The following is a 22,143-nucleotide window of genomic DNA, read 5'->3' on the forward strand; positions in this document are numbered from 1 at the left end:
TATCAAATATGTCACCAAAATAAGCCGATAATTCGGGTTATGGAAATATCGGCTTAAGCGGGATTCGGGTTATATAAAAAGAAATTAAATATATATCTGATCTATAGTATTTCTTCTTTCTAATTAATAATTGCCAATCTAAGCGAATCTAGCTATTTATAGAAACTGGTACTTGCCATACTAAAAATTGCTAAGGACAACAACACTATGTTAAAAATTTTAGGGCGTGATAACTCCATTAATGTTCGCAAAGTCTTATGGTTGTGCGAAGAATTAAATCTTGAATATGAAAGAGAAGATTGGGGACGAGGCTTTCGTTCAGCACAATCACCTGAATATTTACAATTAAACCCAAATGGTCAAATTCCTGTTGTTTTAGATGGCGATTTAGTCCTTTGGCAGTCCAACTGTATTATCCGTTATTTGGCAAATGCTTATGACAAAGAGCATCTGCTTTACCCTACTCAAGCTAAAGAAAGATTCTTTGTTGATCAGTGGATTGATTGGCAAGCCATCGAGCTGAATAACAGCTGGACTTATACCATTATGTCTCTCTTGAGACATTCTCCAGATCATCAAGATCCAAACTTATTACAACAAGGTATTGATGACTGGAATCATCATATGCAGATTCTTGACCAACAGCTTGCAAAAACTCAAGCCTATGTTGCAGGAACTGAGTTTACCTTAGCCGATATTCCAATTGGTCTATCTGTACAGCGCTGGAAAGCCACTCCTTTTGACCATCCAACACTTAAACATGTCGACCAATATTTTGAACTATTAAATCAGCGTGCTGGCTTCTTAAAATGGGGAAATAACGGCGAACCTTAATTTTAAAATCAGCTTTAGTCCGAGTGATGGTGTTTCACAATGCCATCACTTAAAAGTTGATAGACCTGTTTTAAATCATCTCGCCCTGCTTTAGCCAATAGATCCTCATGCATTGCCAAGATATTCTGATCCCCCCTTACCGCAGGCCCAGTTTGCATTTGCTTTGGATCATTTTCAGTCGCTTTTTTTGCTGTTTCCAAAATTAAAGGATAGAGCAAACTAAAGTCGACCTGCTCTTTATCTACTACCTGCTTTGCCATATCAAAACAGTAATTAGTAAAATTACAAGCAAATACAGCTGCCAAATGTAAAGTTAAACGCTGTTTTGAGGTGTATTGATATACTCGCCTACTTAGGCTATTTGCTAAATCTGAAAGTAGTTCTTGATCAGTATCTGTTACCGCTTCAACAAATAGCGGTGTTGCAGACCAGTCAACGTCTCTTTCAAGGCTAAATGTTTGTAATGGATAAAATACCCCTGCTTTTTTGTGCACATGACTGATGACTTCAATATCTGTACTACCAGAGGTGTGAACCATAAGTGTTTCAGGAAACAATTCATGAATCTGTTTTACAAGCTCTGCAATGGCACTATCTGAAACCGATAAAATAATAAGATCGGTCGGTTGAAATTCGCGAAGAGCTTCACATGCTTTTGACTGAAATTGCTCTGCAAACTTTTGGGTTTTCTCAAAATCACGCGCATAGACTTGTACGATGTGATGACCTTGAGCCAACAGTACCTTTGCTAAATGAAAGGCAACTCTCCCACTTCCAACCAAACTGATTTTCATATCAACCCAACACTATTTGTTCCAACAAAAAAGCTTCTCAAAATGAGAAGCTTTTTTCAAATTAAAATAACTAATTTTTCATAAATCAGAACATTATTGAGCTACTGAAAACTCAATACGACGGTTTTTAAAACGTCCTTCTTCTGTCGTGTTCTCTGCAACAGGCTGATCAGAGCCATGACCTTGTGCAACTAATTTAGATCCATCTACACCTTTAGATGTTAAATAGTCGACTACTGCTTGAGCACGGCGTTGTGATAAAGCTTTATTTGCCGCAGCGTTGCCTGTTGAGTCAGTATGACCACCCACATTTAATTTTACATTAGTCACTTTATTTAAAAGTGTTGCAGCTTGATCAAGAATAGCTTTGTTGTCTGCTGGAATATCGCTTGAACCACTCGCAAAATTAATGATTTGCAAGTTAAGCGCTTTCACTAAAGCATTTACATCGACATTATTCGGGTCAATTGAGCCTAAAGCAGTTTGCGAAGCAGTTAAGCTATTACTTACAGATTGCTCAGCTGTTTCTGGTGCTGTAGAAACGACTTCAGTGTGAGGAACAAGTGCTTTTACTTTTGCGGTTAATGCTGCTAACGCTGCTGCATCACCTGCTTTCAAAGTAATTTTGTCACCTATCCATTCTAAAGATGCATTTGGCACACCTTTTAATGCACCAAGTACGCCCGCAAGCGCATCTTTGTCTGTAAATCCAGCCGCATAAGTTTGACTAGTATCAACGTTACAATCTTGGGTTGATGAGAAAACCTGTTTAACTTGGGTTTGTAGTGTTGCTAAGAATCCTTGATCTCCAATACCTGCCTGACACTGGCTCACAGCACCTTTATCATCTGTGCTTAATGTTAAACTCGCGGGTGCAGCTGCGGTAGTAGCTTCAACACCACTTGCACCCATTGGTTCTGGTGCTGGCACAGCCTCCTTATGTTGGCAAGAACGCCATAACCAAGCAATGATAAGACCCAGAATAATGAGTGCAATAATAGGCAAGAATCCACGAGATTTGCCTGTATTTTCAGTCGCAGCGGCAAGTGGTGGTGCTGTTGACGGTGTAACAGAAGACAAGCCTGCACCAAGCCCTAGTGGCGCTAATAGGCCAACAGCCCATCCCGGCAAATGTGAACGAATTGTTTCTGCATGCTGACGTAAATAATTCACAATACTTTGTTGATCATTTCCGGCAACATCCGAAATTGCATTAAGGCTGGGTTTAATTGCACTATTGAGTGTACTTTCGATTTCATTATTTGGTGCCGTACCGCTTAAATGAGTAAGTACCGTATTCTTGATTTGGTCATTATGAGAAAAGAGGTCTGATAATGAAGGAGTCAAACTATTTTTTAATTGTCCAATAAGATCAGGTTTAGCAGCTAACAATGAAAGTAAAATTGGATAAAACTTAGATAAAGCATTCGTTTTTTCGCCTAGGTATCCGTCCTGATTATTTAATATAGTTGATGATACTTTTTCTTTAAGCAGTTCTATAGGGTTTATCGACATTGGTTATTCTCCCGAATTTTATACGTCGTAACCAGCAACTTTTGATTATTCAAATACTTCTCTGTGCTGATAGTTTTTTATTCTAATCTGCGTTCAATCTTTTATTGTTTTTTAAATAATTTATATACAAATTTGCATCTAGTCTTTACAAAACAGGCAGATCTTATTGATCTACCTGTTTATATTTTAAATTTACTTTAAATAACCGTTTTATCAGTTAGCAAAAGTTTGAAGTACTTTACCGCTAAGGTTTTGACCCAACAATGGAGTATTTTTCCCTTGCGATAAAATCGTGTCTTTGCTTACTGTCCAGCTTAATTCAGGATCAACTAATACCCATCCTGCTTCATCTTTCCAACGCGTAGTCATATTGGCAACCTGCGCAGGTACGCTAGTCACTTTTTCCACCCACTCTAAAGGTTCAAATAAGCCTTCATTAATGAGTTGAATGCCTAAAGATACATAAGTATCAAAAGCAGTAATGCCCGGTTGAGTTTCAGCAAATGGTGCCATTTTTGCGGAGCTGCTTAAAGGTTCGTGATGCGTACAAATTGCATCAATCACGCCCTCTTTTAAACCTTGACGTAAAAGTTCTTTATCTTGCTCAGAACGCAATGGTGGACGAACATGTGCTAGCGAATTGAAACCATCAGTTAAGTGTTCAGTTAAATGCAACTGATGCATTGCTACATCGGCAGTCACAGGTAAACCTTTTGCTTTTGCTGCGCGGATTAATTCAACCGATGCACCACAAGATAACAAACCAAAGTGAGCTTTTACGCCAGTTGCTTCAATCATAAGCAAATATTTCGCAATCGCCACAGTTTCAGCAATTGCCGGAATCATTGGCAAACCTTGGCGAGAAGCAATAAAGCCTTCGTGTGCACATCCGTCTTTAGCAATCTGTGGCTCTTCAGCATAAAACACAACCGTTAAACCAAGACCCGCTGCATATTCCAAGGTACGAATAACTACATCGTCATTTTCAAAAGCAGCATTCGCATTAGAAACAGCAGTACAACCACCTTTTTTCAGGCCCGCCATGTTTGCTGGTTGCTTACCATTTAAACCTTGGGTCTGAGCACCAATGATATGCATGTGAATGCCCCCATCATGCCATGCCTTTTCAATCAAGCCATGAATGAGAGCACCGTTGTCTTGTACAATCGGCTTTGAATCAGGTGGTGTAATCACATGCAAAATACCATTGGCACGTGCTGCCTTACCTTCCGATTTCAATGTTCCATGTTGCTGTTGACCCGGTTCACGCAAACGCGCGCATAAATCAACCATGGTTGGCATTAACCATTTACCTTGGCCATCAATGGTTTGCTCAACTTGCTCAACTGGAGCAACCAACTTGCCATTTTCGATATATACAGTTTGTACGCTGTCTGTTTTCTGGATTGGGTCTAACACACGTACATTTTCAATTTTTACAATACTCATGTGATCCATTCCTTACAACGTAATCGCTTCAATTAAACCTTGCTCTTGGAGTTGGCCTTGCATTGATAACGCCAATACGGCCATACGAACTGCAATACCATTGGTTACTTGTTTCAAAATAACCGACTGATCTCCATCAGCAACACTTGAATCAATTTCTACACCACGGTTCATTGGTCCCGGATGCATCACAATGCAATCTGGTTTAGCTAAACCAAGACGTTCTTTGTTTAAACCATACATTCTGTAAAATTCAGACTGTGAAGATAGCGCTGGTGAGTCAATACGCTCGTTTTGAATACGTAAAGCAATAATCACATCACAATCGGTAATACCTTCATCCATCTTGTTAAACAAGCGAACATTCTCACCATATTCAGAAAAGCCCACTGGCAATAATGTATTCGGTGCAATCACACGAATATCTTTACAACCTAGGGTTTGTAATGCAGCTACATCCGAACGTGCTACGCGAGAGTGTTTAATGTCCCCGATAATAGCAACGCTTAAATCTTCAAATGGTTTTTTTGTTTCACGGCGAATGGTGAGCATATCAAGCATCGCTTGCGTCGGATGAGCATGACGTCCATCCCCTGCATTAATAATCGCGACTTTTGGACATACATCTTTAGCAATGAAATGTGCAGCACCCGAAGATGAATGGCGAACAACAAAGATATCCGCTGCCATTGCTTCAAGGTTCCAGAGCGTATCGCGCAGAGTTTCTCCTTTTGAAGTACTTGAACGTGCAATATCAATGTTCAGTACATTGGCAGACAAACGTTTTGCTGCTGCTTCAAAAGTAGTACGGGTACGTGTGGAGTTTTCAAAGAAGAGATTCATAACCGTCAATCCCTCTAAGAGCGGACGGTTAATTAAATTATTATTATCATCTAAAAAGCTTTGTGCGGTATCTAAAATCTTGGTGAGGTTTTCTTTTGAAAGTCCCTCAATCGTTAAAAAATGTTTTAAATTTCCGTCTTGATTGAGCTGAACCTGGCTCGGTTGATGCAACGCTGCAATATGCATAATGGATTCCTATGGGTCGAATCGCGAAAACGTGCATAGTGTAGCTGAATTCCGCTCTTTTCGCAGAAGAACTTTACAGAATAAGGCCCTAAATTGACCAGAAAATTTAGGACCTTGATCTAGATTATCTCAAGGCACCAATATAATGATGTGGAACTTGTGCTCGATAAATGTCTTCGGCGGTAATTTCCGACTCTTCATCGACTTTAACAACAGCAATTTTTTCTTTTAGAGAAAGCTCAGGTATTGTCTCAACCAACGATTTCAATCGCTCAACACATCGTTTTAATTCGTCGTCGTCCGACTCTAGTGCAAGCCCAATGACATATTTTGCGTAATCTTTATTTTGAACCACATACAGGGCATCTATTACCCGCCCCGTCACCCTACGCATGCGTACATATATTTGTGTAGCTACTGAGAAAGCATCTGCATTAGAAACAAAACCATTCCCCATCATGTCTTTCATTTATAATTACCCCATCAATCTAAAATAATAAAAATGGTTAAAAAATAGCTGTGTTTGTTAAATAAATAACCATTGATAGGATTGTCTTAGCAAAATACATACCACTTTTACTGTATTAATCTTTAAAAATCAGTTTATTGGTTGGATTATGATAGGTTGCAATAATTTAAAAACCTTTACACATCAAAATAAGTTAAACTTTGCATCGTTAATATTTATATGTTTTGGTCAATCGAGTTTATGAATACCTCTTTACGTTTAAACCACTATTGGATTACTTGTGCTGATGGTTTAGAAGCCCTCTTACAAGAAGAAATAGAACAGCTTGGCACCAAAGTGACAGAACGTAAAGCAGGACGTTTAATCATTGAAGGGACGCTTGAACATGCTTATCGCATCTGTATGTGGTCGCGTCTTGCTTCACGTGTTTTACTTCCAATTCATACTTATGAACTCGAACATACACATGATGCACGTGATGTAGCAGAAGAGCTTTATGAAGGTGCGATTAGCTTTGACTGGTCACTTATTTTTGCACCACAAAGTACCTTCGCAATTCGCTTACATGCAGAACGTGAAATTAAGGTTAATACTCAATTTGCAACACTTCGAGCAAAAGATGGTGTTGTCGATTCTTTCATGGAAGCTGTAGGTCGCCGTCCGAGCATTGACACCAAACAACCAGAAATTACGTTATATGTTTTAGCAGGTAAAACTGAACATACCTACTGCCTAGATTTATCTGGTGATTCATTACATAAACGTGGTTACCGCCGTTATATGACGGATGCACCAATCAAAGAAAACCTTGCGGCGGCAATCTTACAAAAAGCTCAGCTTCAACAACGTAAGCCAGAGATTGTGCTCGACCCAATGTGTGGTTCAGGTACATTTATTATTGAAGCATTAATGATTTTGACTGACCGTGCGCCAGGACTTGTTCGCCGTTTTGGTTTTAATGGTTGGCATGGTCATGACCGCGAACTTTGGCTTTCAATTAAAGCTGAAGCAGCAGAACGTCATGAAAAGGCACTTGAATTACCTTTACCTAAATTTTATGCCTACGATGCAGACTGGGAAGCTGTAAAAGCAACCCGTGAAAATATTATTGCGGCTGGCTTTGAAAAAGTATTAGGTCAAATTCAGATTGAAGAACGCACTTTAGCTGACTGGCCTGATTTTTCAGCTGAAGGCAAAACTGCATTTATTGTGACAAACCCTCCCTACGGTGAACGTTTAGGTGATAAAGCATCTAACCGCTCTCTTTACCTAGGTTTATCTGCACTTTTACAAAAACATTTCCCAAATCAATATGCAGCTATTATTGCAGCGCAAATTGAACAAGCCGATGTTTTAGCGTTTGAAGCACCTGAAACTTTACGCTTAATGAATGGTAAATTACCGATTTACATTCGCTTTGGTTCAATTAAGCCAGAAAAAGTTACACAACCATTCTTAGCAACTTGGCAAGCTCAACCTATTGAAATGGAAGAAGCTCAAGATTTTGCTAACCGTTTGCAAAAAAATATGACTGCCTTGAAAAAATGGGCAACGAAAGAAAATGTTTATTGCTTACGTTTGTATGATGCAGACTTACCTGACTTTAATGTCGCTGTAGATTTATATGGCGATCGCTTACACGTTCAGGAATATGCACCACCAAAAACAATCGATCCTGAAAAAGCAAAGAAACGTTTTAATTTAGCACTCGCTGCAATTCGTGCTGTTACTGGTTTAAACCGCGATGCCATCTTTATTAAGACACGTGCACGCCAAACTGGTACAAATCAATATACGAAACAAAGTACAGCTTCAAAACGTTTTATCGTTCAGGAAGGTAAAGCTAAAATTTTAGTTAACCTGACAGATTACCTAGATACAGGTTTATTCCTTGACCACCGTCAAATGCGTTTACGTATCGCACAAGAAGCTCGTGGCAAGCACTTCTTGAATTTATATAGTTATACTTCTACAGCAAGCTTACATGCTGCTTTAGGCGGTGCTGCAAGTACGACAAGTGTAGACTTATCTAATACTTACTTAAGCTGGTCAAAAGAAAACTTCGTTTTAAATGGACTAACTGTAGATCACGCAGATGAACAGCACATGTTCTTTGCGAGTGACTGTTTTGAGTGGTTAAAAGAAGGTCACGAACAATATGACCTTATTTTTATCGATCCACCGACATTCTCAAACTCTAAAAAGTTCTATGGTACTTTCGACGTGCAACGTGACCATGTTTCACTCATTAAACGTGCAATGAACCGTTTAAATAGTGAAGGAACGCTCTATTTCTCAAACAACTATCGTGGTTTTGAAATGGACGAAGAGATCGAAGCTATTTTTCAGGTTGAAGAAATTACTTCTGAGACCATTGGCCCTGATTTTAAACGTAATCAAAAAATCCACCGTGCATGGAAAATCCAGCATCCTGGCCTAGATCAATATTAATAAGACTAGAGGTTATTATTACTTCACGGTAATAATAACCTCACCATGAACATTTTTTGATTCAAAATCATATTTGGTAAAGCGGTCTGCTCTTTCCGGTAATGCCATCATTTCCAGTTTCTTCTTTTCCTTACTATCGATAACATGGTTTTGTTTTTGTTCTTGATAAGGTGAAAGTACACTTGTTCTAAGTGCATCCCATCGAACTTGTTGTAAATAATTATCCCCTAATGCCTGACGTGCCTGTTGTTGTTCTATCATTGGTTTCTTAGCATCGTCTTGAGCTTTCGCAATAATCACAGGTAAAGCAGCATTTACTGCCCCTGTTTGTGTTGCTAAGGCCCCTTCACTTAGAGGCTGCGCAGCCCATACATTAATTGGTATCATTGAAATACAACCTAAAATACACAGCGCAGGTCCTTGTTTATTGTTCATTGCATTTATCCTAAATTGTTATTGTTCGTTATATCGAACAAAATTAACAATTTTTTAAACATGTCGCAATGTTATGAATAGATTTCCCGACAATTAACATTGATCAATTTAAAACCAGAAATATTTCACAAGCATTTAGTGAATATTCAAGTTGTTTTATAGATTTTTATCTCAGACTTGTACGACACTGCTAAATCACTTACTGTGATTTTATAATTTTCTATAATTGATTTTAGTTATAAATAAACACCATTCGAGGTGAAATAATGCTTCAGTACTGCTGCCAACTATTAGAAGATCGCCAACTCAAAATCGCCTTTATTGAAAGCGCCAGTTCCGGTTATTTAACAAGTCAGTTTTCTATTCACAAAAATAGTGGTGCAGATATTTTACTGGGTGGCTTAGTTAGCTACGACCCAAGCATTAAAATTAGTATTTTAAATATCGATCCAAAGTTAATAGAGACTTACACAGCGGAGTCACCGCAAGTCACAGAGGAAATGTGTAGACTGGGTCAAAACCTATTTCAACAAGCTGATATTATTGTCAGTTGTACTGGGCTATTAAAATCTGGCGGAAGTGAAACCCCAGAAAAACCTGTGGGCACCTTTTTTATTTGCATTTCTTACCAACAGCATATTTATCATTATCGTTATTTTTTATCTGGTCACTCAGAACAAAAGTTAAAGACATTAACTCAGAAAGTTTCAGATGCCATAATTGCTTTACTCACATCAACCATAAAAACTGATTCAACATAAAAAAAGAGAATATGTTTCCATATTCTCTTTTCGGTTTTAGCAGAAAAAGCTTAACTCAGTTTCATTTTATCGAAGACTAAATGCCCATTTTCGCCTTTAACTAGAATAGTATCACCTGCGACAAAATCACCCGACAAGATTTTTTGTGCTAATGTGTTTTCAATCTGTTGTTGAATCGCACGTTTCAATGGACGCGCACCATATACAGGATCGAAACCAGCATCAATCAATAAATCAAAAGCAGTGTCATCTACAGTTAAACTCATGTCACGATCAACAAGACGCGAACGTAATCGATCCAACTGAATATCGGCAATGCCACGAATTTGTGCTTTTTTGAGTGAATGGAAAATCACAAGCTCATCAATCCGGTTAATAAATTCCGGACGGAAATGCTGACTTACCGCATTCATTACAATGGTACGCACTTCATCGTCTGTTGCACCCTCGCCTAGCTCACGTACATCTTGTGAACCTAAGTTCGAAGTCATCACAATTACCGTATTTTTAAAGTCTACTACTCGACCTTGTGAGTCGGTTAAGCGACCATCATCCAATACTTGGAGCAAGATATTGAATACATCTGGATGCGCTTTTTCAACCTCATCAAACAACACCACACTATATGGCTTACGGCGAACAGCTTCAGTTAAAACACCACCTTCTTCATAACCCACATATCCTGGAGGTGCACCAACCAAACGGCTAACCGAATGTTTCTCCATGAATTCACTCATGTCGATACGAATCATGGCATCATCACTATCAAACAAGAAGTTAGCCAGCGCTTTAGTCAACTCAGTTTTACCAACACCTGTTGGACCCAAGAACAAGAACGAACCACTAGGACGATTCGGGTCAGACAAACCGGCACGTGAACGACGTACTGCATTCGATACCGCAACAACTGCTTCATCTTGCCCCACAACACGGTCATGTAAGAACTCTTCCATATGAAGGAGTTTTTCACGCTCGCCTTGCATCATTTTAGCAACCGGAATACCTGTTGCAGCACTAACAACTTCAGCAATTTCATTTTCAGTCACTTTAGTACGAATCAGTTTTGGCTCTTCGTTTTCTTCTGCAACCTCGTCTTGCTCGAGTTGCTTTTGCAACTCTGGAATTACGCCATACTGTAAACGTGCTGCCTCAGCCAAATCACCTTCACGCTGAGCTTTCTCAAAAGCAATACGCGCTTTATCAAGTTCCACCTGAGCCTGTTTAGTACCTTCTACTAAAGTTTTTTCAGACTTCCAGATTTCTTCAAGATCGTTGTATTCTTTCTCGACTTCAGCAATCTGTTTTTCAAGATGAGTGACTTCAGCTTTACTGCCGACATCTTCATCTTTTTTCACAGCTTCCAATTGCATTTTCAACTGGATTAAACGGCGATCAAGCTTATCAAGTGCTTCAGGTTTAGAGTCAATCTCCATTTTGATACGAGAAGCTGCTTCATCAATCAAATCAATTGCCTTGTCTGGTAATTGACGATCGGTGATGTAACGATGAGACATTTTCGCCGCAGCAATAATCGCAGAGTCTAAAATTTGCACACCATGGTGAGTAGCATATTTTTCTTTGAGTCCACGTAAAATTGCAATCGTATCTTCAACACTTGGTTCATCAACCAGTACTTTCTGGAAACGACGCTCTAAAGCAGCATCTTTTTCAATGTATTGGCGATATTCATCTAAGGTTGTCGCACCCACACAGCGCAATTCACCACGTGCTAATGCAGGTTTTAACATATTCCCTGCATCCATTGCGCCATCGCCTTTACCAGCGCCTACAAGCGTATGTAACTCATCAATAAACAGGATGATTTCGCCTTCGTGTTTCGCCAAATCTTTTAAAACTGCTTTTAAGCGTTCTTCAAACTCACCACGATATTTAGCACCAGCCAGTAATGAACCCAAGTCGAGGGATAAAACACGTTTATTTTTTAATCCCTCTGGCACTTCGCCATTCACAATACGCTGTGCCAAACCTTCAACAATAGCGGTTTTACCAACACCCGGCTCACCAATAAGAACAGGATTGTTTTTGGTACGACGCGATAACACCTGAATGGTACGGCGAATTTCATCATCACGCCCAATGACAGGATCAAGTTTTCCAGATAAAGCACGCTCTGTTAAATCAATCGTATATTTATTAAGTGAGTCACGTTGGTCTTCGTGATTATTACTCATGACTTTGTCATTACCTCGAATATGTTCAATTACTTTGCGTAAACTGTCAGGAGTTACGCCTACCGCACTTAAAATACTTTTAGTTTCGCCGGTCTCTGCCAAACCCAACAACACCCAGTCAGTTGATAAAAATTCATCACCTGCTTTCTGTGCATATCTGTCTGCCAAATTAAGTGCTTTTACCGCTTCTGGGTTTAAGTTGACATCACCTGTTGGATTGGCAATTGTCGGTGCATCTTTTATAGCCTGTTCAAGTTTCTGTTTAAGTTCAGGTAACCGTGCACCTGCTTGTTGCAACAAGCTAATATTTGATGGCTCTTCTAACAAGGTAGACAAAATATGAATACCTGCGATAGCTGTATGGTCCTTACCCATCGCTAAAGATTGAGCATCTGAGAGGGCTTGCTGCAAGCGGTTTGTAAATTTCTCAAAACGCATTCTTGTTATTCCTCACAACAAATTTGTACTTGTCTAATAGATGGGAACACTTCTTCGAATTTCAAATAAATTTTTATATATTTTTCATAATGTTATAAAAATAACAATGAGTAAAACTCCATTATAATATGGGATTGTTTTGTATATATTTCAAGTACAGTTCAGCTACATTTTATTAAAATGCTTGAATATTTAGATTCATGCTTATTCTTACTACGCTTTTCACAAAGTCTTCATTGAGAATTTAGTGATTAAGCTTTAGTTTATCTTGCTAGTTTCCTACTCGTCTTGAAATGAAAATGCACTTTAAACACTTTATATTAACAACAACTTGTCTTTTTACTTCAGCACTGGCAATCGCTCAGCTCCCACAAGACTCCAGACGACCTGGTGGAATTGCAGTTGTTCCTCTAACTACTGATATTACTCAGGTCACTTTTCAACAAAAGCCTGTTTTAATTAGTCAAGAAGGTCAGCAGCGTTATGCTGTTCTTGGTATTCCATTATCTACTCCAATCGGCAGTATTCAACTCGACACAAATAAAGCCCCGATCCAAATAGAAATTAAGTCTTATCCTTACGCAGAACAACGAATTAAAGTCACTAACCAAGATTACGTGAACCCTAACCAAAGTCAATTAGACCGCTACGCTCAAGAAGCGAAAGAACAAAATGATGTATATAGTTCATTTAGACAGAGCTCATGGCAAACCCTTCCAACATTTATACGTCCAACTTCAGGAAAATTTAGCAACTCTTTCGGGAGAAAACGTTTCTTTAATGGTGAAGAACGAGCACCCCACTCAGGCTTAGATATTCCTGCGCCAGTAGGACAAAAAGTAGTTGCGCCCGCAGATGGTGTCGTTGTCCAAACTGGATCTTATTTTTTTAATGGTCAAACAGTGTTGATTGATCATGGTCAAGGCCTCATCAGCATGTTCTGCCATTTAAGTGCAATTAAAGTTAAGAAAGACCAGCATATCCGCCAAGGAGAAACATTAGGTTTAGTAGGCAAAACTGGACGAGTGACAGGCCCTCACCTGCATTGGGGCATGAGCCTTAATAATGCTCGGGTAGATCCTCAGCTTTTCCTAAATACAGCTCGTTAATTTAAAGCTTTACGAAAATACTTTGGTGCTTCGACGTAGCCTTCTCTTAGGTAAAATTGATGTGCCAAAGGTCTTTGCATTCCTGAATGCAGTTCCATTCGATCACAACCACGTTGTCTTGCCAATTTCTCAGCCTGCTGCAAAAGTAAATCTCCAACACCTTTACTTCGTATATTTTCATCAACACACAGATAGCATATTTTGGCAAAGTCACCTTGCAAGGCTATTTGTGGAATAAAGTAGAGAGATAAAAAACCATAAATTTTACCCCTCTCTTCAGCAATCAAAATTTGTGAATTAGAGTCATTATGGAGTATCTCAAATTTTTCTTGAATAAGAGCAAAAGGCTGTGGGTATCCCATCTGTTTAAGTAGATCACATATTGCTTGAATATCTTCCGATTTAGCAGAACGAATATGCACTTTCATTGTTCCTCTTATTTTTTAGTTATTTTTGATAATAAAAAAGCCAACTCTATGTCAGCTTCTTTTAATTTTTAGCTATCAAACAAGTGCCTTATTCAGCTTCAATAATTTCAAAGTCATGTGTAATTTCTACACCACCATCAGAAAGCATTTTACTTGCTGAACAATATTTCTCGGCAGACAACTCAACTGCTTTTGCAACTTGCTTTTCTTTCACAGCTTTACCCGTTACCACAAAATGTAGGTGAATTTTAGTAAAGACAGCCGGAATTGTGTCAGCACGCTCAGCTTTTAAGTTACATACAACATTCGTCACATCTTGGCGAGATTTCTTTAAAATGGTCACAATATCAAACGAAGCACACCCACCAAGTCCCATTAATAACAGCTCCATGGGACGTGGACCACGGTTTTCACCACCATACTCAGGTGAGCCATCCATAATGACACTATGCCCACTATCTGATTTCGCTTCAAAAGCAACATTCTCTAGCCAATGTACACTTGTTTGCATTGCAACTACCTAAAAAAAATTATAAATTTAAGTAGGGTCTTTTGACATTTCATCTATGGATTGCGTTATAGCTAAAAATTAATCCAAATAAGACGCAAAACCCAGACAATGGCAATCCTTTGTCCAGTTTTGTAATAAAGTTTGTGAAATTTCAGCCATAATCTGAGTTGCAATAAAAGCAGCGCAGGCTTAGCGCAAGACCAAGTTATTTTGTACGTTCCGTTGTTAAGATCTATTTATTTAGAATGACTAAATTTCATAGTTCTTATTAGGTACGTCTAAAAGAATTGTCTTATGTCGCAACCATCTGTGAAATGTCAACAGGCCCTTGTTTTGTACACTAACATAAAATGAGTTGATAAGGAATTTCATCTCTTCTGTGTAATAGCTCATCTCGGGCTTGTGTGAATTGTTTACCCTATTCGGAACATATTAAGCATGACTTCAAATTTTTCACAACTCAGCACAGATGCTTTATCCCCGGGGCAACTACCTGAATCCGTTAAAGCATTGTTAAAACGTGCTCACATCAACAGATATCCAAAACGAACCACAATTGTTGATGCCGGAACAGAGTCAAAATCTTTATATTTAATTTTAAAAGGCTCAGTTTCAATTATTTTACGTGAAGATGATGAACGTGAAATTGTTGTTGCATATTTAAATCCGGGAGATTTCTTTGGGGAAATGGGGCTTTTCGAACCGAACCCTCAACGTACAGCCGAAGTTCGTACGCGCGATGTCTGTGAAATTGCAGAAATTTCATATGACAACTTTCACGAACTTAGCAAACAATATCCAGACTTAAGCTATGCTGTTTTTGCACAATTAGTTCGCCGTCTAAAAAATACCACGCGTAAAATGACTGATCTGGCATTCATTGATGTGTCTGGTCGTATTGCACGTTGTTTGATCGATCTATCTTCTCAACCAGAAGCAATGATTTTGCCAAATGGACGTCAAATTCGCATTACTCGTCAAGAAATTGGCCGTATTGTGGGATGCTCACGCGAGATGGTTGGTCGTGTACTCAAAACCTTAGAAGATCAAGGTATGATCCAGACAGATGGTAAAGCTATTCTTATTTTTGATACTTCATTAGAAGAAAACTCTGTTTCTGATGAAGACTACGACGATGAAGAATAACATTCATTAAATTTTAATAAAAAGCAAACTTCGGTTTGCTTTTTTTATATGCAACAATGAGTTAATACACAAAACTTACAAACTATTCTAAATTTATGATTTAAGTTGAATACATATTCTCCGTTAGGCTAACTCAAAATTTCCAAGGATTTCACTGTATGCAATTTAATTCGCTTAGTCGCACAGGCATTAAACTTCCAGAAATTTGTTTAGGCACCATGACATTTGGTGAGCAAAACTCCCAACAAGAAGCTTTTGAACAACTCAATTATGCCTTGGCACATGGTTTATATTTTTGGGATACAGCAGAGATGTATTCTGTTCCCCCAAAACCCGAAACTTACGGTGCAACTGAAACTATTATTGGCAATTGGTTTGCCCAGCATGGGCAACGCGACAAAGTTTTTCTCGCATCTAAAATTGCAGGTCCAGGCTTTGGAGGAACGCACATTAGAGAAGGCCATACCCGCTTTAACAGCGACCATATTGCCAAAGCACTAGATGGTTCACTTAAACGCCTCCAAACGGACTATATCGATCTTTATCAACTACATTGGCCTGAACGTCATACCAACTTTTTTGGTACGCTCGCTTATGGCAATCAGCAAGCTGAAAATGATTACGCCACAACACCTCTAGAAGAAACTTTACTCGCTCTACAAGAAGAAATTAACCGTGGGCGCATTCGCTATATTGGTTTATCAAATGAAACGCCTTGGGGCACTATGAAATTTTTACATTTGGCCGAAAAGCTAGGTGTCAGTAAATTTGTAAGTGTTCAAAACCCTTATAGTCTTCTTAACCGTACTTATGAAATAGGTATGTCTGAGATTGCCAAATATGAAGATGTCGGCTTGCTCGCCTACTCTCCTCTGGCTTTTGGATACTTAACCGGCAAGTTTAGAAATGGCGCTCGTCCAGCTAATGCCCGTGTAACATTATTTCCTCGTTTTAGCCGCTACAGTAACGCTCAAAGCGAATGGGCAACTGAACAATATGCACAGCTAGCAGAAAAACATGGGCTAAGCTTAACTCAAATGGCCTTAGCTTTTATTAAACAAAAGTTCTTTGTGACAAGCACAATTATTGGTGCCACTAATTTAGACCAACTCAAAGAGAATATTCAGGCATTTGAGATTGAGTTGCCTAGTGAAGTCCTACAAGGTATTGAAGCCATCCATACCCAGCAACCCAACCCTGCTCCTTAAATAAAAAACGGATGCTTAAGCATCCGTTTTCTTTATCTATATAAAATTTACATCTTATTTGCGGCTATTATAAACTGCCATTGCTGCAGGTAAGTTTTTACGCATATCACCGATACGCTGAGAGTTAGATGGGTGAGTAGACAAGAATGATGAACCACCACCACCTTCAAGCTTATTCATTTTTTCCCAAAGTGTAATCGCTGCATTTGGATTATAGCCTGCACGCGCCATTAGCATTAAACCACCTTGGTCAGCACGACTTTCCAAGCTACGAGAATATGGTAAGCCCACACCCACTTGTGTACCTAACTGAGCAGCAGCAGTACCAAGCTGGCCTACATTATTACCCGCATAGCTTAAACCGATGCCTAGAGCTAAATCAGTTAAAGCCTGTGCACCGATTTTACTTTTTGCATGCTCTTCTAAAGCATGTGTCATTTCATGTCCCATAACAGCTGCAATTTCAGCATCTGTCAGATTCAATTTATTCACAATACCTGTATAGAACACGACCTTGCCACCAGGTGCAACGTAAGCATTAATCGTATCTGATTTCAACACCGCTAACTGCCAGCTAAATGGTTGACCAGTCTGATTCATCTGGTTCGCATATGGTTTTAAACGGTTGAATACAGCATTAATACGGTTATATGTACTAGAACTTGTATCGAGAGCACCCTTACCACGTGCTTCCTGCACCATCTTATTAAAACCTTGAGCAGATTGAGCATTCAAGGTTGCAGTATCTGCACCCGCCATGTCCGCTACGGTTGCACAGCCAGAAATGGTCATCACGCTTGCTGCACACAAGCTTAAAAAGAGTTTTTTATTCATAACACGGATCACCTAAATCGATAAAAAGCTGTTTATTCTTTTGCACTTATTATAAGAAATACCAGTCACGCTTTGAATGTCTCATTTCTCCATGATCATAGTATTTATGTAACGATCAAGTAGATAAAGTCATCAAATAAATCCAGAAAATCAAACAGATTACATTTAAACCCAGATAAACATGACTTAAGGTCTTAACTTTCTCTTCAAGATTAGGACTTTCCTTTTTCCAGAGTAAATAACTATTTTGTATGAATACGACAGGAATTAACACACATGCGAACAAAACCGACAAGCTCATAAACGCAGTCATAAAGAAGTCTTCATGATATTCCTGTCCATAAATAATCAACATTGCCAGCGTGGGTGAACCGCCAATAGCAAATAAAAAAGAATAAAAAATTGTTTTTGAAATAGTTGGTTGCAGCTTCATCCTGAGCCCATCCTTCCTTATCTATATATAACGTTTTAATCTGAATCTAATAAAACGAAAACTGCACTTTAGTCGGGTATAAAAAAGCCCCCTTTCAGGAGGCCTTTTTAATCTTTGCTAATTAAGCAGAGAATGGATGACGTAAAACAATTGTTTCTGCACGGTCTGGACCAGTTGAAACGATATCAATCGGACATTCGATTAATTGTTCAATACGCTTAACATAAGCTAAAGCATTTGCTGGTAATTGATCGATACTCGTTAAACCAACAGTCGACTCGCTCCAACCAGGCATAGTTTCATAGATTGGCTTCAAGCATTCGAAAGAAACTGCATCTGAAGAACCTACACAACCTGAATCTGTATTTTCATAACCCACACAGATTTTTACTTCTTCCAAACCATCTAAAACGTCAAGTTTAGTTAAGCAAATACCTGAAAGTGAGTTTACATCTACAGAACGGCGAAGAATTTCAGCATCAAACCAACCACAACGACGTTGACGGCCAGTAGAAGCACCAAATTCATGGCCAACTGTACCTAGGTGTTTACCAATTGGATCACCAGAATCAGCAGCGGCATCGTAAACCAATTCAGTTGGGAATGGACCAGCACCTACACGTGTTGTATAAGCCTTAGTAATACCCAATACATAATCAAGGTGTAAAGGTCCCATACCTGAACCAGAGCTTACGCCACCAGCAGTTGTATTTGAACTTGTAACATACGGATAAGTACCGTGATCGATATCAAGAAGTGAGCCTTGAGCTCCTTCAAACATTACCGCCTTACCTTCTTTGCGATAGTCATGCAATACTTTAGTAACATCAATCACTAATGGAGCAAGCACTTCACGCCATTGGTTGCAAAGAGCCAATACATCTTCAAATTTAACAGCTTCTACACCGTAGAACTGAGTTAACTGGAAGTTATGCAACTCAAGCATTTCTTGGAGTTTTTCTTCAAGCGCTGCACCACCACGAACAAGGTCAGCAACACGCACTGCACGGCGAGCCACTTTATCTTCGTATGCAGGACCAATACCACGACCTGTAGTACCGATTTTAGCATTACCACGTTTCTTCTCACGTGCCTGATCAAGTGCAATGTGGTTAGGCAAAATGAGCGGACAGTTTGGAGAAATACGTAGACGTTCTTTAACAGGAACACCTTCCGCTTCCAAAATTCCCATTTCTTCAATTAACGCGGCTGGTGAAAGTACTACACCATTACCAATTAAGCACAATACGTTTTCACGTAAAATGCCTGATGGAATGAGGTGCAATACAGTCTTTTTACCACCTACGACAAGAGTATGACCTGCGTTATGTCCGCCTTGATAACGTACTACCGCAGCCGCTTGATCTGTGAGCAGGTCGACGATTTTACCTTTACCTTCGTCGCCCCATTGGGTACCAAGTACCACAACATTTTTGCCCATAATAGCCTCATTACATCATGCTGTTAAAATTGGAAACCACCAGTAAAAATTTACCGCTGGCGATTAAATCTTTTCAATATTCCATTGCCCATTTTGCGACACGAGTTGATGGGTCGCATATGGAATAGAACTTAAATCATCATTACCTAACAATTGAACGACACGTAAACCTTGAGCGCGCGCATTCGAAATTGCTGAGAGTAAATCCTGTTCTGAGCCTTTTGGAGCAACAACAGTTTCGATTTCGGCGAACTGATTTGCACCTAAGGCATATAAATCACAACTAAAGCCAGTAGCAGGACGTGCGCGGCCAAAGTGCTCACCAATACCATCATAACGACCACCCTGTGCTAAAGGCGCAGCACGATTCGGTGCATAGACCGCATACATCAAACCAGTGTGATAGTGATAACTACGTAGCTCTACAACATCAATACCGATATTGAGATTTGGCCAACGGCCTTTAATTTGCGCATGTGTCGTTTTAAGTGCATCTAATGCTGACTTAAATTCAGCATCTTGTAAGATGTTTGCACTTAAATTCGCCTGTAATGCTTCTAGATCACTAGAATAGCGACCAAGCGCATAGAAATCAGAACCCATATTCAGGTTTTGTGTAAACTCGGCTAACTCTGGTAACGCTTTTCTTTGATAAAGATCTGAAAGCTCATGCTCTTCATTTTTTGACAGTCCAGCATACTTTACTAAACTGCGAAACAACCCTACATGGCCTAAATCTAAATGCGCGCCATGTAAAGTGTAGATGTTCTCAATCAACCCCAGCATGACATCGACCATTTCGACATCAGCTTCGATACTGTCGTGTCCGTATAACTCTGCACCTAATTGTAGGGGTGCACGTGTGGCATTGAAATTTTGTGGTTTAGTATGTAATACAGTCCCTGAATAACAGTAACGTGCAACGCCTTCAATTGGTCTTACATGTGCATCGATACGCGCAACTTGTGGCGTCATATCAGCACGAACACCGAGTAAACGGCCTGAGAGCTGATCAATGACCTTAAAAGTTACTAAATCTAAGTCTTGATTTGATTCTGATAATGAAGACAACGATTCGATGTATTCGATAAATGGTGTATATACCAATTGATAACCTCGTACCGCGAGGAAATCTAAAGCTTCACGGCGAAGTTTTTCAATGACTTGCGCCTGTTCCGGCAATACATCTGCTACCCCGTCAGGCAGCAACCATGTCTCTGAAATGGTCATATTTCAAGCCTAAAATCTGATCAACGTGGAACGACCCCACATAAAAAAATCGGGAACACACCCGATTTCTCTTAGTGTAGCATGATACTTTGCGCCATGCACCTGACAATTTGCATTAATCTTCGTTAATAAACTCTAAAGTCAAAAAGAAGATTTCATAAATTAACAATAATATTCAATATCTTGCCATCATTCTCTCATATCATAAGCAAAAGTTCTTCGACCAAAGAATGGGCCAATATCTGAGCTATCCCCTTGTTGCCAGTTAACCAAACTTAACTTTTGAAAGAATCGCACAAATCCAATAATCGGTTTGCATAGCCCCATTCATTATCATACCAAGCGAATACTTTAGCTTGATGGCCAACAACCATCGTCTGAGTTAAATCAACGATGAGTGAATAAGGTGAATGATTAAAATCACTTGAAACTAAAGGCTCATCTGTTACCGACATAATTTCTACATAATCTGTTTGAGAGGCTTTAATTAGTATTTCATTAAGGTGATGCACAGTAATTGGAGATTGCGCGATAAAAGTTAAGTCAATTGCAGCTACATTAATAGTCGGTACCCGAATTGAATAACCATCAATACGGTCTTCCATCTTAGGCATAACACGTTTTAATGCACCAAGCGCACTAGACGTGGTCGGGATAATATTTTGCCCTGAAGCTCTAGCACGTCGTAAATCACGATGTGCGTGGTCAAGAACTGATTGATCTGCCGTTACCGCATGAATTTCTGTCATAAGTGCGGTTTCAATACCAAAAGCATCATCAATGATTTTGACTAATGGAACCAAAGCTTGAGTAGTACACGACACACTCGAAATGATTTGATCAGTCACTTTGACTTCATTGTGGTTCACACCATAAACAATGGCTGCATCGACATGATCAAAAGGTGCTGCCCCAATAATGACCCGCTTCGCCCCTGCTTGTAGATGACGTGTTGCATCCGCATGAGAACGGAACAGTCCTGTACACTCAAGTACCACATCAATATCTAAACTAGACCATGGTAAAAGTTCTGGTTGTTTCTGCTTTAAAACCTCAACTTTTAGCGTTCGCTGATTTGACTGAATATTCAAAAAAACTTTTTCATTTTCAATCAATATATCTACATTTCCATTGAAGCGGCCGTGCGTAGAATCATATTTAAATAAATGCACTAATGTCTGGACATCTGCTATATCGTTAATCGCCACGATTTCAAAATGAAATTGTTTTGGGCTTTCGAACCAGGCGCGTAAAACATTACGTCCAATCCGACCGAACCCATTAATGGCGATACGTTGCATGACCTATCCTTATCAACAAAACTACAAATTAAAGAAGGCATATAGTAAAGCACGTCAAGGCTAGTTGAATATAGATTTTTAGCCAAATCACAGTTTTGTAAGATATTCCTTTTAAAATCGTTGGTTCGGTGGGGT

At 39.3% G+C, this 22,143-nt stretch carries 21 protein-coding genes; 6 read left to right on the forward strand and 15 right to left on the reverse strand.

The annotated features are described in order from the left end of the window. The first annotated feature begins 207 nt into the window (after nucleotides 1-207). On the forward strand, nucleotides 208-834 hold the full coding sequence (locus HJG58_RS17110) for a glutathione S-transferase family protein (protein WP_170249666.1): 627 nt from the start codon (nucleotides 208-210) through the stop codon (nucleotides 832-834). Between the two features lie 14 nt (nucleotides 835-848). Here HJG58_RS17110 and HJG58_RS17115 read toward each other — a convergent pair whose 3' ends face one another. The 5 genes from HJG58_RS17115 to HJG58_RS17135 form a co-directional block, all read right to left on the reverse strand. Further along, nucleotides 849-1,628, reverse strand: a complete 780-nt coding sequence (locus HJG58_RS17115) for a Rossmann-like and DUF2520 domain-containing protein (protein WP_170249667.1) — start codon at nucleotides 1,626-1,628, stop codon at nucleotides 849-851. A gap of 93 nt (nucleotides 1,629-1,721) precedes the next feature. Beyond that, nucleotides 1,722-3,143 (reverse strand): OmpA family protein, encoded by a 1,422-nt coding sequence (locus HJG58_RS17120; protein ID WP_170249668.1) that lies wholly within the window; start codon nucleotides 3,141-3,143, stop codon nucleotides 1,722-1,724. 213 nt (nucleotides 3,144-3,356) lie between these two features. Further along, on the reverse strand, nucleotides 3,357-4,592 hold the full coding sequence (locus HJG58_RS17125) for a dihydroorotase (RefSeq protein ID WP_068562887.1): 1,236 nt from the start codon (nucleotides 4,590-4,592) through the stop codon (nucleotides 3,357-3,359). Nucleotides 4,593-4,604: 12 nt separating this feature from the next. After that, entirely contained in the window at nucleotides 4,605-5,621 is a 1,017-nt protein-coding gene (locus tag HJG58_RS17130) for an aspartate carbamoyltransferase catalytic subunit (protein ID WP_032004023.1), read from the reverse strand. 124 nt (nucleotides 5,622-5,745) lie between these two features. Beyond that, nucleotides 5,746-6,090, reverse strand: a complete 345-nt coding sequence (locus HJG58_RS17135) for a hypothetical protein (protein ID WP_170249669.1) — start codon at nucleotides 6,088-6,090, stop codon at nucleotides 5,746-5,748. A gap of 240 nt (nucleotides 6,091-6,330) precedes the next feature. On the opposite strand from HJG58_RS17135, the gene rlmKL reads away from it, so the two are divergent. Next, a complete protein-coding gene (gene rlmKL / locus HJG58_RS17140) occupies nucleotides 6,331-8,541 on the forward strand; it encodes a bifunctional 23S rRNA (guanine(2069)-N(7))-methyltransferase RlmK/23S rRNA (guanine(2445)-N(2))-methyltransferase RlmL (RefSeq protein WP_213064628.1) in 2,211 nt (736 codons plus the stop codon). A gap of 18 nt (nucleotides 8,542-8,559) precedes the next feature. Here the strand turns inward: rlmKL and HJG58_RS17145 are convergent, their stop codons facing one another. Next, nucleotides 8,560-8,976, reverse strand: coding sequence for a hypothetical protein (locus HJG58_RS17145; RefSeq protein WP_170249670.1), 417 nt, complete (start codon nucleotides 8,974-8,976; stop codon nucleotides 8,560-8,562). A gap of 266 nt (nucleotides 8,977-9,242) precedes the next feature. Here HJG58_RS17145 and HJG58_RS17150 point away from each other — a divergent pair, with 266 nt between their 5' ends. Next, nucleotides 9,243-9,737, forward strand: a complete 495-nt coding sequence (locus HJG58_RS17150; protein WP_170249671.1) for a CinA family protein — start codon at nucleotides 9,243-9,245, stop codon at nucleotides 9,735-9,737. A gap of 50 nt (nucleotides 9,738-9,787) precedes the next feature. Here the strand turns inward: HJG58_RS17150 and clpB are convergent, their stop codons facing one another. Then, entirely contained in the window at nucleotides 9,788-12,367 is a 2,580-nt protein-coding gene (clpB, locus tag HJG58_RS17155) for an ATP-dependent chaperone ClpB (RefSeq protein ID WP_086264406.1), read from the reverse strand. Nucleotides 12,368-12,666: 299 nt separating this feature from the next. On the opposite strand from clpB, the gene HJG58_RS17160 reads away from it, so the two are divergent. Continuing rightward, nucleotides 12,667-13,476 carry a M23 family metallopeptidase gene (locus tag HJG58_RS17160; protein WP_170249672.1) on the forward strand — a complete coding sequence of 270 codons (810 nt, stop codon included), beginning with the start codon at nucleotides 12,667-12,669 and terminating at the stop codon, nucleotides 13,474-13,476. On the opposite strand, the gene HJG58_RS17165 is transcribed toward HJG58_RS17160, so the two are convergent. The 3 genes from HJG58_RS17165 to HJG58_RS17175 form a co-directional block, all read right to left on the reverse strand. Further along, complete coding sequence (locus HJG58_RS17165; protein ID WP_170249684.1) at nucleotides 13,473-13,898, reverse strand: GNAT family N-acetyltransferase; 426 nt, start codon at nucleotides 13,896-13,898, stop codon at nucleotides 13,473-13,475. The two genes, HJG58_RS17160 and HJG58_RS17165, sit on opposite strands and share 4 nt — an antisense overlap. A gap of 94 nt (nucleotides 13,899-13,992) precedes the next feature. After that, nucleotides 13,993-14,415 (reverse strand): OsmC family protein, encoded by a 423-nt coding sequence (locus tag HJG58_RS17170; protein WP_005041936.1) that lies wholly within the window; start codon nucleotides 14,413-14,415, stop codon nucleotides 13,993-13,995. Between the two features lie 78 nt (nucleotides 14,416-14,493). Continuing rightward, a complete protein-coding gene (locus tag HJG58_RS17175; RefSeq protein WP_309171651.1) occupies nucleotides 14,494-14,589 on the reverse strand; it encodes a hypothetical protein in 96 nt (31 codons plus the stop codon). A gap of 264 nt (nucleotides 14,590-14,853) precedes the next feature. Between HJG58_RS17175 and crp the strand changes: the two genes are divergently transcribed. Further along, nucleotides 14,854-15,561: a cAMP-activated global transcriptional regulator CRP gene (gene crp, locus HJG58_RS17180; protein ID WP_046812331.1), complete on the forward strand. Its 708-nt coding sequence runs from the start codon at nucleotides 14,854-14,856 to the stop codon at nucleotides 15,559-15,561. A gap of 158 nt (nucleotides 15,562-15,719) precedes the next feature. Beyond that, the gene (locus HJG58_RS17185) at nucleotides 15,720-16,769 is read left to right on the forward strand and encodes an NADP(H)-dependent aldo-keto reductase (protein ID WP_170249673.1); all 1,050 of its coding nucleotides are present in this window, start codon (nucleotides 15,720-15,722) and stop codon (nucleotides 16,767-16,769) included. A 54-nt stretch (nucleotides 16,770-16,823) separates the two neighbouring features. On the opposite strand, the gene HJG58_RS17190 is transcribed toward HJG58_RS17185, so the two are convergent. From HJG58_RS17190 to HJG58_RS17210, 5 genes are all read right to left on the reverse strand, one after another. After that, the gene (locus tag HJG58_RS17190) at nucleotides 16,824-17,603 is read right to left on the reverse strand and encodes a M48 family metallopeptidase (protein ID WP_002121572.1); all 780 of its coding nucleotides are present in this window, start codon (nucleotides 17,601-17,603) and stop codon (nucleotides 16,824-16,826) included. 115 nt (nucleotides 17,604-17,718) lie between these two features. Beyond that, entirely contained in the window at nucleotides 17,719-18,036 is a 318-nt protein-coding gene (locus HJG58_RS17195; protein WP_170249674.1) for a hypothetical protein, read from the reverse strand. A gap of 121 nt (nucleotides 18,037-18,157) precedes the next feature. Continuing rightward, nucleotides 18,158-19,477, reverse strand: a complete 1,320-nt coding sequence (locus tag HJG58_RS17200; RefSeq protein WP_002121613.1) for an adenylosuccinate synthase — start codon at nucleotides 19,475-19,477, stop codon at nucleotides 18,158-18,160. Nucleotides 19,478-19,540: 63 nt separating this feature from the next. Next, nucleotides 19,541-20,707, reverse strand: coding sequence for an ATP phosphoribosyltransferase regulatory subunit (locus HJG58_RS17205; RefSeq protein WP_170249675.1), 1,167 nt, complete (start codon nucleotides 20,705-20,707; stop codon nucleotides 19,541-19,543). A gap of 275 nt (nucleotides 20,708-20,982) precedes the next feature. Next, on the reverse strand, nucleotides 20,983-22,008 hold the full coding sequence (locus HJG58_RS17210) for a type I glyceraldehyde-3-phosphate dehydrogenase (RefSeq protein ID WP_170249676.1): 1,026 nt from the start codon (nucleotides 22,006-22,008) through the stop codon (nucleotides 20,983-20,985). Nucleotides 22,009-22,143: the final 135 nt, after the last annotated feature.

This window comes from Acinetobacter geminorum (assembly GCF_013009345.1).
Lineage (GTDB): Bacteria > Pseudomonadota > Gammaproteobacteria > Pseudomonadales > Moraxellaceae > Acinetobacter > Acinetobacter geminorum.

Bases quoted from the DNA above. Each gene is read 5' to 3' on its own strand.
- HJG58_RS17110 (WP_170249666.1), top strand. From the start codon at position 208: ATGTTAAAAATTTTAGGGCGTGATAACTCCATTAATGTTCGCAAAGTC.
- HJG58_RS17115 (WP_170249667.1), bottom strand. From the start codon at position 1,628: ATGAAAATCAGTTTGGTTGGAAGTGGGAGAGTTGCCTTTCATTTAGCA.
- HJG58_RS17120 (WP_170249668.1), bottom strand. From the start codon at position 3,143: ATGTCGATAAACCCTATAGAACTGCTTAAAGAAAAAGTATCATCAACT.
- HJG58_RS17125 (WP_068562887.1), bottom strand. From the start codon at position 4,592: ATGAGTATTGTAAAAATTGAAAATGTACGTGTGTTAGACCCAATCCAG.
- HJG58_RS17130 (WP_032004023.1), bottom strand. From the start codon at position 5,621: ATGCATATTGCAGCGTTGCATCAACCGAGCCAGGTTCAGCTCAATCAA.
- HJG58_RS17135 (WP_170249669.1), bottom strand. From the start codon at position 6,090: ATGAAAGACATGATGGGGAATGGTTTTGTTTCTAATGCAGATGCTTTC.
- rlmKL (WP_213064628.1), top strand. From the start codon at position 6,331: ATGAATACCTCTTTACGTTTAAACCACTATTGGATTACTTGTGCTGAT.
- HJG58_RS17145 (WP_170249670.1), bottom strand. From the start codon at position 8,976: ATGAACAATAAACAAGGACCTGCGCTGTGTATTTTAGGTTGTATTTCA.
- HJG58_RS17150 (WP_170249671.1), top strand. From the start codon at position 9,243: ATGCTTCAGTACTGCTGCCAACTATTAGAAGATCGCCAACTCAAAATC.
- clpB (WP_086264406.1), bottom strand. From the start codon at position 12,367: ATGCGTTTTGAGAAATTTACAAACCGCTTGCAGCAAGCCCTCTCAGAT.
- HJG58_RS17160 (WP_170249672.1), top strand. From the start codon at position 12,667: ATGCACTTTAAACACTTTATATTAACAACAACTTGTCTTTTTACTTCA.
- HJG58_RS17170 (WP_005041936.1), bottom strand. From the start codon at position 14,415: ATGCAAACAAGTGTACATTGGCTAGAGAATGTTGCTTTTGAAGCGAAA.
- crp (WP_046812331.1), top strand. From the start codon at position 14,854: ATGACTTCAAATTTTTCACAACTCAGCACAGATGCTTTATCCCCGGGG.
- HJG58_RS17185 (WP_170249673.1), top strand. From the start codon at position 15,720: ATGCAATTTAATTCGCTTAGTCGCACAGGCATTAAACTTCCAGAAATT.
- HJG58_RS17190 (WP_002121572.1), bottom strand. From the start codon at position 17,603: ATGAATAAAAAACTCTTTTTAAGCTTGTGTGCAGCAAGCGTGATGACC.
- HJG58_RS17195 (WP_170249674.1), bottom strand. From the start codon at position 18,036: ATGAAGCTGCAACCAACTATTTCAAAAACAATTTTTTATTCTTTTTTA.
- HJG58_RS17200 (WP_002121613.1), bottom strand. From the start codon at position 19,477: ATGGGCAAAAATGTTGTGGTACTTGGTACCCAATGGGGCGACGAAGGT.
- HJG58_RS17205 (WP_170249675.1), bottom strand. From the start codon at position 20,707: ATGACCATTTCAGAGACATGGTTGCTGCCTGACGGGGTAGCAGATGTA.
- HJG58_RS17210 (WP_170249676.1), bottom strand. From the start codon at position 22,008: ATGCAACGTATCGCCATTAATGGGTTCGGTCGGATTGGACGTAATGTT.